Genomic DNA, 13,263 nt, shown 5'->3' with positions numbered 1-13,263 from the left:
GCATCTTGCCCGCCTTTTTTTTCAATTGACGCAAATTAGAGTAGTTAAGTCATTACTCGTTCCCAGGCGGAGCCTGGGAATGCATTCATTGAGTCTCTGGCTCAATGTCTGACTGGAGGCGGCAGCCCCTAATAGGCATTCCCAGGCAGCAGCCCAGGAACGAGAGAGTGAAGTACCCCAACTTGCCTTCGGCTGAAGTTGGGGTTCATATCTGCTCCCTGTGCCGAAGTACTAATCGCTAGTCGCCATTGCCACTCCTGCTAAATACCCGGTTGTCCAAGCACTTTGAAAGTTAAACCCACCGGTAACGCCATCAATATCTAAGATTTCTCCGGCAAAATAAAGACCAGGAACTAACCTACTTTCCATTGTCTTGAAATTGACTTCTTTAAGCTTGACACCACCACAGGTAACAAATTCTTCTTTGAAGGCTCCTTTGCCGTTGATTAAGTATTGTCCCAGAGTAAGTTCTTGCACCAGTTGATTTAAGGTTTTGCTAGATATTTCTGCCCAACGGTCTTCTGTGGTGATACCTACACGGGCAATGATATATTGCCAGAGACGATGGGGGAGATCAACGCCGCGATGCAATGCGATCGCTTTCTTTCCCCATTCATCCTTAACTGCTAAAACTTTTTCTCGCACTTGTTCTTGGTGCAAATTAGGCAGCCAATTAATCAATAATGTGCCTTGATAGCGGCTTTCGTGCAGAACTCTCGCACCCCAAGCCGAAAGCTTCAAAACAGCCGGACCACTCAAACCCCAGTGGGTAATTAGCAATGGACCAGTTTGTTGTAATTGGGATTTTCCGCCCCCAGATAACCGCAATTGGGCAGGGTTAACGCTAACTCCAGCCAAATCACGCAACTTTTGATCGACAATGTTGAAGGTAAATAAGGAGGGTACTGGGGGTTCAATTTGATGACCTAACTCTCGGACAATTTTATAACCCACAAGGCTACTACCGGTTGCCAAAAGTAGGCGATCGCATTTAATCGTCTCTCCCGACTTCAGCAGAATATCAAACCCCTCACCTGCTGAGGTTCGTTTCACTGAAGTGACGTGTGTCCCTATACGCAGTTTTACCCCAGATGTCGCCACCGCTTTAATCAGACATTCCACAATGGTTTCTGAAGTATTGGTGACAGGAAACATCCGCCCATCAGCTTCAGTTTTGAGATAGACTCCACCAGCAGCAAACCAAGCTACTGTATCTTGAGGGCCAAACCGAGTCAAAGCACCCCGCAAAGCTTTTGCACCTCTAGGGTAATTTTGCACCAATTCCTCAGAGTCAAAGCAAGCATGAGTGACGTTGCAGCGTCCGCCACCAGAAATTAGCACTTTCGCTAGGGGTTGGCGACTGGCTTCGAGTAATGTAACTTCGGCTTGAGGATTGGCTTTAGCACAAGCGATCGCGCCAAAAAAACCCGCAGCCCCACCCCCAATAACTACAATTTGTAACGGTAACAATTTCAAAAATGTCTCTTTTACAGCACCTACTCTCTAGGCTAGCTGTTATTTTCACTCTTCATCAGGTTCAAAGTCTGATTTTTGGGCACCACAAGTTGGACATGACCAATCTTCTGGTGTATCTTCAAAGGCTGTTCCCGGTGCTATTCCGCCATCTTCATCACCTTCTGCTGGGTCATATATATAGCCGCAAACAGTACATTTATACTTTGCCATGTTCGTTTCCCCTAGTAAATTATTGGCATTGCTTCCCGATTAAATACGCCACCATCTCCTTTGGGCGTAACTGATAATCCCGATGGCGATCGCCCCTAGTAGCAGTAGCAAAATTATTCCACCTGGAATAAAAGTGAGAATCCCAAAGCCTCTGAGTACCCAGACGGCGACGCTAATGCCAAGAAGCATACCAAAAATCTGGATTAATCTACGATTTAAAGAAGATTGACTCACCTACTTTTCCTCTCAACTCAACAGAGATTACACTTGATATTCACAATTAAGATATGAAGTTACGATGAAGTTACAGTTTCATCAGAAATAACACGTAAAAATCGAGAGATGCGATCCAGACCTAGGGGTAAGGTGCTTGATATTAGGTTGTGTTTGTGCCATTCTAGCTGTTAACAACTCAGTTTTCATCTACAAATATTGCTCTGATCAACCTCACTTAAGTATTGATTGTGTTAATTGTGATAAGAAAGACAGTTTTTACAGTAAAGTGACTGAAATAATTAGCAGAAAATCACTGTTTCCGGGAAAGATAGGTATTAGACTGGAACTAAAATTTAATGGGTTGGATCTAAATCAAGTTTTGTGGCTTGTAGTTTCAACTCCATTTAGGTGGATGAGTTGAGGAGTAACTAAAATCATTATGTCTGCGTCTTATATATCAGACTCAATTATTGCAGGTTCAGATATGGCTTGGAGTCAAGACAAGCAAAAGTTATTGGTACAGGGTGAAATTTTGGTAGAAACGCGATCGCATAAAACGTCAGGTGGCGCGGTGACAGCCTGGATGTATGTGCCGATGGTGCGATCGCAAGTTTGGCAGCAACTAACTGATTATCCCCGGTGGGTGCAATATTTTCCCGATATTACCAAGAGCGAGGTAGTACAGAAAGGTGAAGTCAAGCGTCTATATCAAGCAGCACAAAAAGCCTTCTTCTTTTTCACGGCTCAAGTGGAAATTTACCTCAACGTTGTAGAAGTGCTGGGGCAGCAAATCCAGTTTCGCATGGAAAAAGGGACTTTTGAGGACTTTAACGCCAATTTAGAACTCAAAGATTGTGGTAATGGCACAATACTTGCTTATACTGTGCAAGCTACCCCTCTGATTCCAATTCCATCAATTTTCATTCAACAAGCAATGAACTTTGAGTTGCCGGCAAATATGCGTAAAATGCGACAAGTTATGTGTAAGACTCAATAAAAAATTCCGGCGTTGCTGATTTGAAGTATAAATTTGGTGGTCTTCCCTGCGGGATGCTACGCGAACAAGACGCTTTCTAAGAGACGCTGCGTGTAGCTTCTTTGCAGGAGTAGCGGACATGGTTTAGCTACGCAGTGGTGGGTTCAGAGCAAGCACTGATTATTGCATTCTGCCTTTCTTCTTTAACGGGATTTATCAGAAAAGCTAATTTGACACCAATAATATCATGTCCGCATAATTAGTTATGCTAACCACAGTCAATACACCCCACCCCCAGCCCCTCCCCGCTCTTCGGGAGGGGAGACAAAGCATAGCTTTGGCGGGGGTGGGGTTCTTCGGGTTTAATAAGCAATCAAGCGGACATGATATAATATATAGCAATCCTATTTGATTTGTGAAAATCACAAGACTCAGATCCCCGGCTTCTCTAAGAAGTCGGGGATATCGTTGTTCACGAATGATTTAGGATTGCTATATGCCGTGCCACTACCACTTCTTATTTACTATTTAAAGACGAAATCGATTTCATGAATCGATTATGAATCGATTGAGGTAATCGTTGCGGATACTTAGAAAAATAAAAAATTCTTAATGGAATAAAAATCATGATCCGATTCAAACGTATCTCCCATTGCTCAAAAAAGGAGAGTGTTTTAGTATAGTCCTTAAACAACTGTTGGATTCGCCTTTCACTTGTCCCATTTGTAGAATCATCAAAAGTTTTCGTTCCTGGATAATATCTATAATTTCCCCAAATTTCATTAAAATATTTGACATGAGCTACTTTAACTGCTTTAAGTAAAAAATCTATATCCATTACATAATGCTCTTCTACTTTGTAGACTCCAATTTTTTGATGCAAGGATTTGTGGTAGAAGTAAGCCGATGGATTGACAGGAAAAGTGACATCAATCATTCCATCATCATTAATTTGCTTTCCCATCAATAAATCAACTGGTCGGAGTCGTTTAGGTTTATTAATCTGAATTAACTTACCTCGATGATCCCACTTATTACAATTGCCAACAATTAAGCTAGGTTCTGGTAGAGTTTTAAAGAGTTCTGAGATGCGGCTAAGAACGTTTGGCTCATAGAAATCATCAACATTTAAAATGCCTATAATCAGTCCTTGTGCCATAGCAATTCCTTTATTCATCGCATCTGATTGTCCCTGGTCTTTTTCAGAAATCCATCGGATGTGAGGATGTTGATTGGCGTAATATTTGATAATATCTATTGTTTGGTCAGTTGAACCGCCATCGACAATAATATGCTCGACTTCCGCAAAATTTTGGTTAATGACAACTTGAAGGCAGGATTCTATAAACTTCTCACCGTTATAAACTGGTGTAATTATACTAATCATTAGTTATCACCTCGTAAAATGGACTGGGGGCTGGGGACTAGGAAGGAGTTTTCCCAATTCCTTTGATGAAGATAATTTAGGATTCCCATTTTCCCCCTAAGATAATTCAAAAATCCTACTTCTGCTAAAAAGTCAAGTGCAGCGACCATCATCAAGAATTTCAAGAGGTCTAAAGTTGGCCTGTCAGATGAGGTGGAGTAAGAATTATTGGTTTAAATAAAACAAAACTACCAATCTTCAATAATTGGTATATAGCGTTTCCTAATCACATGAGGTACATCTTAGCCCCCTCTCGAAGAGCGGGGAGGGGGTTGGGGGTGGGGTTCTTTTACCTCACTAAATCGAGAACCGCTATAACAATAGTCCGCATTCAAAATTAGTCTGGAAAAGTTGGATATAATTCAAAAAAACGCAAAGGCGCTCTTGTGTAAGTTAGCGTCTTTGCGTAAGATTTTTAATGAATTTAATTAGCTAGTGAACACCTCAACTGGTAAACGGCTAAACGACAACCTTTCATTCTGCACATCTACAAAGATGGTGTTACCGTCGTTGAATTCACCGCGCAAGATGGATTTGGCAATTTGAGTTTCTAACTCGCGCTGAATCGCCCGTTTCAGTGGACGCGCCCCATATACTGGGTCATATCCTACTTCTGCTAAAAAGTCAAGTGCGGTATCCGAGAGTTTTAGGGATATTTTGCGATCGCCCAATCTTTTCCGCAATCTCTCGACTTGCAGTAGCACAATTTGCCGCAATTCCTTCTTATCTAAACCGTGGAAGATGATAATTTCATCAATCCGATTCAGGAACTCTGGACGGAAGCTATTTCGCATTGCTTCCATTACCCGACGGCGCATTTCGTCGTAGTGGGCGTTATCCCCGGCGACATCAAGAATGTACTGCGAACCGATGTTGCTGGTCATGATGATAATAGCGTTCTTAAAGTCCACCTTATGACCTTGGGCATCAGTGACGCGACCATCATCGAGAATTTGCAAGAAGATATTAAATACATCGGGGTGTGCTTTCTCGATTTCGTCAAAGAGAATCACTGAGTAAGGACGGCGGCGAATCGCTTCTGTAAGTTGTCCGCCTTCTTCGTAACCCACGTATCCTGGAGGCGCACCGATTAAGCGGGAGACGGCGTGTTTTTCCATATACTCCGACATATCGATTCGTACTAGCGCATCTTCGCTATCGAACATATACGCCGCCAGCGCTTTCGCCAACTCGGTTTTACCCACACCCGTAGGCCCAAGGAAAATAAAACTAGCAATGGGACGATTGGGATCAGCCAATCCAGCGCGCGATCGCTGAATTGCATCGGCTACAGCTGTGACTGCTTCTTCTTGTCCAATGACGCGGTGGTGCAGTTCATCTTCTAAGTTCAGCAGTTTCTCTTTCTCAGATTCCACCAACTTGCTAATAGGAATCCCTGTCCATTTAGAAATAATTTCGGCAATATCAGCTTCCGTTACTTCTTCTCGTAATAGTGATTTACCACTTCTTTGAGTGTTTGCCAATTCCGCTTCTACAGCTTCCAATTGGCGATGCAAACTGGTTAAAGTGCCATATTTCAACTCAGCAGCGCGGTTAAGATCGTAATCGCGTTCTGCTTGCTGTACCTCTAAATTAACCCGTTCAATCTCTTTTTTCACCGACTGAATTTTGTCAATAATATCTTTTTCAGATTGCCATTGAGTATTCAGTGTTCTTTGTTCTTCTTTGAGATCGGCAATTTCTTTTTCCAATTTTTCTAGACGTTCACGAGAAGCTGCATCACTTTCTTTTTTCAGCGATAGCTTCTCCATTTCCAATTGCAGAATTTTACGATCAATTTCGTCGAGTTCTTCTGGTTTGGAGGTAATCTCCATTTTTAATCTCGCGGCGGCTTCATCCACCAAGTCAATGGCTTTATCAGGGAGGAAGCGATCGCTAATATATCGACTCGACAATACGGCGGCAGCCACTAAAGCACTATCAGAAATCTTCACCCCGTGGTGGTTTTCATAACGTTCTCTCAACCCGCGCAAAATCGAAATACTATCTTCGACACTGGGCTGATCCACAAAAACTTGTTGGAAACGTCTTTCTAGTGCGGCATCTTTTTCGATATGCTTGCGGTATTCATCTAGAGTTGTCGCCCCAATACAGCGCAATTCGCCCCGCGCCAACATTGGTTTTAATAAGTTACTCGCATCCATCGCGCCTTGGGTTGCACCAGCGCCGACAACGGTATGAATCTCATCAATAAATAAAACAATCTTGCCAGTAGATTCAGTAACTTCTTTTAATACTGCTTTCAGACGTTCTTCAAATTCACCCCGGAATTTTGCCCCGGCAATCAAAGCACCCATATCTAAAGAAATCAGCTTGCAGTCTTTCAGGGACTGAGGTACATCACCTGCGATAATGCGCTGTGCTAATCCTTCGGCGATCGCAGTTTTACCAACACCTGGTTCACCAATTAGCACAGGGTTATTCTTAGTACGGCGAGAGAGAATTTGCACAGTCCGACGAATCTCATCATCCCGCCCAATCACTGGGTCAAGTTGACCTTTACGGGCGGCTTCTGTGAGGTCACGCCCGTATTTTTCCAGTGCTTCGTACTTGCCTTCTGGATTTTGGTCGGTCACTTTTTGGCTCCCACGAATTTGTTTAATAATATCTTTTAGCTTGCCTTCGTCTAAACCAAACTCTTGGAATAAACCTTTGCCAAAGCGGTCATCTTTAGCGTAAGCCAGCAATAAGTGTTCAATTGAAATATATTCATCTTGAAACTCTTGGCGATATCCATCTGCTCGATCTAGAAGTGTATCTAAACTGCGTCCTAAGTATACTGAGGTACTATTACCAGATACTTTCGGCTGACGTTGAAAAAATTGTTCAGTGCGATCGCGCAGTTTTTGGAGGTTAACACCTGCCTTGGTGAGAATCCCAGTTGCTAGACCATCTTGTTCTAGCAGCGCTTTCATCAGGTGTTCGCTTTCAATTTGCTGTTGTTGATATTGTTTAACAATATCGGGAGTATGGGCGATCGCTTCCCAGGCTTTTTCTGTAAATTGGTCAGGATTAGTAGGTTGCATAGGCTTTTGGAATAAGGAACCGCATTAGACACCCTAAGAATGCCTTCCCGTAGGGTAGCTAAGGAAAGAAAATTTTTGCTTACAAGGTTATTGTAAGAAAATGGGAGCGATCGCCGAGATCGGTGTTCACGTCTTGTAAAAGTCGTATTTTCCCGTAGTTCCTAAAATGGAAAATTAAAGATTAGTTCAGGGGCTTGGCAGTATTCACAACGATGGTTGGCACGCCCAGCGATCGCACCGTAATACCGATTCACAAACTCTCTTGCTGTAGCAATGCGGCTGTTCGGGCTGTTGCTGCTCTTAATTGAGCCTCAACCAAAGTATCCAACTCTGCTTGTTGCTCTGGTGGCAATGCTTGCCCATGATCTCGTCCTAACCGCCATAAACTCATCAATTCCGATAACCGTTTTTGTTGTTTAGCGCTAAAAAACGGGTCAGGGCTAAAATTTTGAATGACAAGCAGTGCGCTGAACTCCGTTTCACCCAACTGAGTAGTTAACGCGTCTAGGGCTTGCCCCGCAGTTTTGCCAACTTAGTTTTACCCCTGCAATGGCGCGATAAGTTTTTTCACCATCAGCATCAAAGATTGGCAAGATTGCTACTGTTGTCATGCTTCCAGTTGGGAATCCTTTGCCTCAAATTATAGCTCTACGCGAACAACACCTGAGCAAGCGATTGATAATTGTAAAAAGCGCCACCATTCTCTTCCTGCCCCCACAGAGAGTTACCATAATCCCAGGTCGCCTAGTGGATGCTGAAAATGATTGACCCCTACGACTTTGAAGATGATGACTTTGACTTTGAGAATGAAGATTTCTTGAAAATAAAACCCATCAGCCAAATGACTGAAGGGGAAAAGCTACAGAGATTTAAGCGATTCTTCGACAGCAGTAGCCGTGCGATGTTGCAAGATTGTCTATTTCGCATCGTCAATTACGAAGATGGTACGGGTACGTTAGAAATTCTTTGCCCTAATGAAGTCGTAAGGCAACGCCTTTCCAAGAAAAAGCGCAAAATTACCAACAATATCAACACCTGCTGGAGTCATATTAGATGGTTTTCGCTATGTGTCCACCAAGATAGTGAGTTGGATTGTCAGAAGTTTACCCGTAATGGTGATTTGGTTTAGGGGAATGGGGACACTTCGACAAGCTGAGTGCATCGCTGGGGATTGGGGACTGGGGATAAAGAAAGTGTTTTCCTAATGACTAATGACTAATAAGAAATGACAAAAAAACAAAAATTTCCTTACCTAGTTGGTTCTAAGTGGACGGCACAGCAAAAAGTTGATGGCTGGCGGCACTTCCAAGTTGTCAATCGTAAAAATCAGGCTAAGTGGGTTTACGCCGAAATGGTTGCTGCTTGCGATCCGAAAGTCCGTTTTTGGATAAATGCCAAATTATTACAAGATAACTCCCAGTGGCAAGCTGGCTGGCAAACATTACAGGAAATCCACGGACTTGAAACTGAAGTGTCCTGATTTGCCTCCTTTGCCTCGTTCCCAGTCTCTGACTGGGAATGCCCCTCATTGGGGCTGCCGCCTCCTAATATTTATAGGACTTACGCAAGAGTTATGGAATAACGAACCGCAGAGGCACGGAGAACACAGAGTAATCAGAGTTTGAGAGATATTTTGCGTAAGTCCTAATTTAGTAATTTAATAATTTTTTACAAAATCAGACTAACTTACTCTCAAGCAGCAATTAAACCGTCTTGGCTAGCGACTGAAAACTGGCAATTTATCTGCGATACCTTCGGGGAGCTACGCTAACGCAAATTCCATTAGTATTTACAGCATCAGGCTGCATATACCTCTCTTTACCCTTGACCGTGCGCCCCAAACCCTTGAAAAAACTTTAGCTAATTCTATGAAAACCATTCAAAAAAGCGAAGTTTATATTTTTGTATTTTGTAACTATTTTTATAATAATAATTAATAAAAACTTTTTATTGACTATTTTTAGAGCTTTATAAGTCTTTAAGGATCATTAAAAAGCAAATAGTCATAATTAAACTTTAATTCATCTAATAACACCGTTTTACAGATTAAGAGCCACTTTCTTTTCTAGGTAATTTGCCCAATAATGACATTCACAGACCTCACGCATCGCCATCTCAGGACAGGTGAAGGCAAATGTTTGAGCCACAAGTTTGACAAACAGCTATAAGAGGCAAACAACAGTGAAACTAGCAGTCTACGGAAAAGGTGGTATCGGTAAATCCACAACTAGCTGTAACATATCAGTCGCCCTAGCTAAACGTGGCAAAAAAGTACTGCAAATTGGTTGCGACCCCAAACATGACAGTACCTTTACCCTGACTGGGTTTTTGATTCCGACAATTATCGACACCCTCCAAGAAAAAGACTATCACTACGAAGATGTCTGGCCGGAAGATGTGATTTACAAAGGCTACGGCGGTGTGGATTGCGTAGAAGCTGGTGGACCACCTGCGGGTGCTGGATGCGGCGGGTACGTAGTCGGTGAAACCGTAAAATTACTTAAAGAACTCAACGCCTTTGATGAATACGATATAATTCTTTTCGATGTTCTCGGTGACGTAGTTTGCGGTGGTTTTGCAGCACCACTCAACTATGCAGATTACTGCCTGATCGTTACAGATAACGGCTTTGATGCTTTGTTCGCGGCTAATCGCATTGCTGCTTCAGTCCGCGAAAAAGCCCGAACTCACCCACTGCGTTTAGCTGGGTTAATTGGCAACCGCACCTCCAAACGCGACTTAATTGAAAAATATATAGAAGCAGTGCCCATGCCAGTTCTAGAGGTTTTACCTTTAATTGAAGATATCCGTGTTTCCCGTGTGAAAGGGAAAACTTTGTTTGAAATGGCAGAGCAAGATCCTTCCCTAGACTACGTTTGCGACTACTATCTCAACATCGCCGACCAAATTCTGGCGCGTCCTGAAGGTGTTGTACCTAACGACACACCAGATCGGGAGTTGTTCTCTTTGTTGTCCGATTTTTATCTAAATCCGGGTAAACCCCAGGTTCCTAATTCAGAAGAGGAACTAGACTTGATGATTGTATAAATCACCAAGTTCTCAGGATGGGGGACAATAATATGGCTTTCTTTGACAGCTTTACGGATTCAATCAAACAAAAGTGGTTGCAATTTTTCCAGAACAATCGAGACTGGATTACCTTACACATGGAAGTGGAATCAGTGTACACCCCTGATGGCGGGAAGCGACCACCTTCTTACCTCATCCTGGGAGTTCTTAACGCCCTAGAGCCAAAACTAGCGCAGTTAATGTTGCCCTTTGCCAAACTTAATCCTGATGCCGATACGCTGATTCAGGTACTGGATTTGCATTTTGACCCAGATTTAGCTCTCGGTAATCGCTTCGTCATCAACCCAGAACCAGAGAAATACGTAGAAGCAGCTGCTGCGATCGTTGACGAAAAGCCTGAAGATGAAACATTGACACATTCTCATACAAATGGCTTTGCGGCGGTGGCGGTAGTTCAAGAGTTCGCAATCCTCGATTCTGATGATGAAAGCCTGGAAATCAGCGAGTTAGAGGAAACCGAAGATGCCTTTGGTGATATTTCCTTAACCAACGGACACGACTCAAAAGATGAGTCTCTCCAAACCTCTAGTTTAGAAGCAGATGAGTTTGGGGAAATTGCCTTCGATTCAACAGCTGCAATGGAAGTAAAGCTGGATGAAGAAGAGGCGCTTGAAGATAGTCCGCTAGATGAGAATGCGTTTAAAGACGTGTTATCAGATGTCTGGGGTGATGAAACAGCTTTGCAAAAGGCTGAAGAAAATAACGATTTTTTGGGGGAAGAACTGCCAGCAGGTGTTTTTGATGAATCAGAAATTGCCCGCCTCTTCCCCAATGCTTAATTATTGCCGTTCTTCGCAATTTTAAGTTTTAGATTTGGGGTTTTGGATGAGGAATTAGGGAAATTGTCGTTAGACAGAGGATACTTTTGTTGTCCCAGCCTTCAATCCCTTCTCCCCTTGGGAGAAGCTACGCGAACGGGTTCAGCAGTCACTCATGGGGGGAAACCCCCAAGACCCTTACGGGTTCGCCAGTCGCTTCAAGTCGGGAAACCCGCCCAACGCGCTGGCTCACCGCGCTGCTTCACCAAAATTATCAATCTAAAATCTAAAATTAGTTGAACTGCCATTAAATATCAAGGGGAGAAAAAACCAAAATGACTGTCGCTCAACAACCAGAAGCTTTAAGCTTTGAATGTGAAACTGGGAATTACCATACCTTTTGCCCAATTAGCTGCGTGGCGTGGTTATACCAAAAAATTGAAGATAGCTTCTTTTTGGTAATTGGGACAAAAACTTGTGGCTACTTCCTGCAAAATGCGATGGGGGTGATGATTTTTGCTGAACCCCGCTATGCAATGGCAGAGTTGGAAGAGGGCGATATTTCGGCACAGCTGAGTGATTATGAAGAGTTAAAGCGGTTGTGCTTGCAGATTAAACGCGATCGCAATCCTAGTGTAATTGTCTGGATTGGCACTTGCACTACCGAAATTATCAAAACAGATTTGGAAGGTTTGGCACCGAAGTTAGAATCGGAAATTGGGATTCCCATCGTCGTAGCGCGGGCAAATGGTCTAGATTATGCCTTCACCCAAGGGGAAGACACCGTATTAGCTGCTATGGCTAACCGTTGTCCTGATAAGGCTCCGGTGGCGGAAACTGAGAAAATTGAACGAAATGCGATCGCTAAGTTGCTCAACTTTGGTAAAAAGAAAGAAGATGTCGCCCAAGATGAGTCTGAGTACGTAGATCATCCACCACTGGTTCTCTTTGGCTCCCTTCCCGACCCCGTAGTTACTCAGTTAACCTTGGAACTGAAGAAACAAGGCATCAAAGTTTCCGGCTGGCTACCCGCGAAGCGCTTCACAGAATTGCCAGTACTGGAAGAAGGGTATTATGTCGCTGGTGTCAACCCCTTCCTCAGCCGCACAGCTACCACCTTAATGCGCCGCCGCAAGTGTAAACTCATTGGCGCACCTTTCCCCATCGGCCCCGATGGCACCCGCGCTTGGATTGAGAAAATCTGCTCGGTGTTTGGGATTACTCCCAAGGGTTTGGATGAACGGGAAGCCCAAATTTGGGCTGGCTTGGAAGATTACGTCAAACTGATTCGCGGTAAATCTGTATTCTTCATGGGTGATAACTTGCTGGAAGTTTCCCAAGCCCGATTCTTAATCCGTTGTGGGATGACTGTTCATGAAATCGGCATTCCCTACATGGATAAGCGCTATCAAGCTGCTGAGTTGGCATTGTTGGAGAAAACTTGCCAAGAAATGAATTCACCCCTGCCAAGGATTGTAGAGAAGCCGGATAATTACAATCAACTTCAGCGAATTTATGCGTTGAAACCAGACTTGGTAATTACTGGTATGGCTCACGCTAACCCATTGGAAGCACGGGGTATTAATACTAAGTGGTCGGTGGAGTTCACTTTTGCTCAAATTCACGGCTTTACGAATGCGCGTGACATGTTAGAGTTGGTGACTCGTCCGTTGCGTCGGAATAATAATTTGAAAGATTTGGGTTGGGATAAGTTGGTGAGAGAAGAAGCGAAGATTTAATATTTGGGTTTGGGTCTAGCAACAGCATAATAAGCTGAAAAACATCTAATTTGCATAACCGAATTAAATATAACTCTTGTGGGGTGGGCATCTTGCCCGCCGTAATTATGCAATTTAAATGTGGAACAGCTTAGTATCTTAAGGGCGAACTTTTGGGTTCGCCTTTTTTTTACGAACCGCAGAGGCGCAGAGAACACAGAGGAAGAGAGCATTATTTAATCAGCAATTTATTGCCTAAAATACTTCAATCTTGAGCAGTTTGATCAAGTTTTTTCTGCAACCAAGCTTCAATTGTATCTCTTAACTCTGATTGCCAATTAGGGAT

The 13,263-nt window shown here is 43.3% G+C and carries 13 protein-coding genes; 6 read left to right on the top strand and 7 right to left on the bottom strand.

Annotated features, from left to right (window positions below; genetic code table 11):
- Nucleotides 1-231: 231 nt before the first annotated feature.
- The 3 genes from V7K97_RS21580 to V7K97_RS21570 are packed head-to-tail and all read right to left on the bottom strand — an operon-like array spanning nt 232 to nt 1,920.
- A complete protein-coding gene (locus V7K97_RS21580; protein WP_334803116.1) occupies nt 232-1,470 on the bottom strand; it encodes an NAD(P)/FAD-dependent oxidoreductase in 1,239 nt (412 codons plus the stop codon).
- A gap of 51 nt (nt 1,471-1,521) precedes the next feature.
- Nucleotides 1,522-1,686, bottom strand: coding sequence for a rubredoxin (gene rd / locus V7K97_RS21575; protein WP_334803045.1), 165 nt, complete (start codon nt 1,684-1,686; stop codon nt 1,522-1,524).
- Nucleotides 1,687-1,725: 39 nt separating this feature from the next.
- Nucleotides 1,726-1,920, bottom strand: a complete 195-nt coding sequence (locus tag V7K97_RS21570; RefSeq protein ID WP_334803044.1) for a hypothetical protein — start codon at nt 1,918-1,920, stop codon at nt 1,726-1,728.
- A gap of 421 nt (nt 1,921-2,341) precedes the next feature.
- On the opposite strand from V7K97_RS21570, the gene V7K97_RS21565 reads away from it, so the two are divergent.
- Nucleotides 2,342-2,899 carry an SRPBCC family protein gene (locus V7K97_RS21565; RefSeq protein WP_334803043.1) on the top strand — a complete coding sequence of 186 codons (558 nt, stop codon included), beginning with the start codon at nt 2,342-2,344 and terminating at the stop codon, nt 2,897-2,899.
- A gap of 496 nt (nt 2,900-3,395) precedes the next feature.
- On the opposite strand, the gene V7K97_RS21560 is transcribed toward V7K97_RS21565, so the two are convergent.
- From V7K97_RS21560 to V7K97_RS21545, 4 genes are all read right to left on the bottom strand, one after another.
- Nucleotides 3,396-4,265 carry a glycosyltransferase family 2 protein gene (locus V7K97_RS21560; RefSeq protein WP_334803042.1) on the bottom strand — a complete coding sequence of 290 codons (870 nt, stop codon included), beginning with the start codon at nt 4,263-4,265 and terminating at the stop codon, nt 3,396-3,398.
- 467 nt (nt 4,266-4,732) lie between these two features.
- Nucleotides 4,733-7,351 (bottom strand): ATP-dependent chaperone ClpB, encoded by a 2,619-nt coding sequence (clpB, locus tag V7K97_RS21555; protein WP_334803041.1) that lies wholly within the window; start codon nt 7,349-7,351, stop codon nt 4,733-4,735.
- A gap of 250 nt (nt 7,352-7,601) precedes the next feature.
- Entirely contained in the window at nt 7,602-7,838 is a 237-nt protein-coding gene (locus V7K97_RS21550; RefSeq protein ID WP_334803040.1) for a hypothetical protein, read from the bottom strand.
- Nucleotides 7,831-7,962, bottom strand: coding sequence for a hypothetical protein (locus V7K97_RS21545; RefSeq protein ID WP_334803039.1), 132 nt, complete (start codon nt 7,960-7,962; stop codon nt 7,831-7,833). The genes V7K97_RS21550 and V7K97_RS21545 overlap by 8 nt, the downstream gene beginning before the upstream one ends.
- Before the next feature lie 140 nt (nt 7,963-8,102).
- On the opposite strand from V7K97_RS21545, the gene V7K97_RS21540 reads away from it, so the two are divergent.
- The 5 genes from V7K97_RS21540 to V7K97_RS21520 all read left to right on the top strand — a co-directional run bounded on the left by V7K97_RS21540 (nt 8,103) and on the right by V7K97_RS21520 (nt 12,938).
- On the top strand, nt 8,103-8,480 hold the full coding sequence (locus V7K97_RS21540; protein WP_334803038.1) for a hypothetical protein: 378 nt from the start codon (nt 8,103-8,105) through the stop codon (nt 8,478-8,480).
- Nucleotides 8,481-8,576: 96 nt separating this feature from the next.
- Complete coding sequence (locus tag V7K97_RS21535; RefSeq protein ID WP_099103731.1) at nt 8,577-8,831, top strand: TIGR02450 family Trp-rich protein; 255 nt, start codon at nt 8,577-8,579, stop codon at nt 8,829-8,831.
- 701 nt (nt 8,832-9,532) lie between these two features.
- Complete coding sequence (gene bchL, locus V7K97_RS21530; protein ID WP_196528135.1) at nt 9,533-10,399, top strand: ferredoxin:protochlorophyllide reductase (ATP-dependent) iron-sulfur ATP-binding protein; 867 nt, start codon at nt 9,533-9,535, stop codon at nt 10,397-10,399.
- Between the two features lie 32 nt (nt 10,400-10,431).
- Nucleotides 10,432-11,220: a DUF5331 domain-containing protein gene (locus tag V7K97_RS21525; protein WP_334803037.1), complete on the top strand. Its 789-nt coding sequence runs from the start codon at nt 10,432-10,434 to the stop codon at nt 11,218-11,220.
- A gap of 314 nt (nt 11,221-11,534) precedes the next feature.
- Nucleotides 11,535-12,938, top strand: a complete 1,404-nt coding sequence (locus V7K97_RS21520) for a ferredoxin:protochlorophyllide reductase (ATP-dependent) subunit N (protein ID WP_292838136.1) — start codon at nt 11,535-11,537, stop codon at nt 12,936-12,938.
- The last annotated feature ends 325 nt before the right edge of the window (nt 12,939-13,263 follow it).

It is taken from the genome of Nostoc sp., from assembly GCF_036917815.1.
GTDB lineage: Bacteria > Cyanobacteriota > Cyanobacteriia > Cyanobacteriales > Nostocaceae > Nostoc.
Note: the sequence above shows the minus strand (reverse complement) of the source record. Positions and strands in the feature narration are given on the sequence as shown.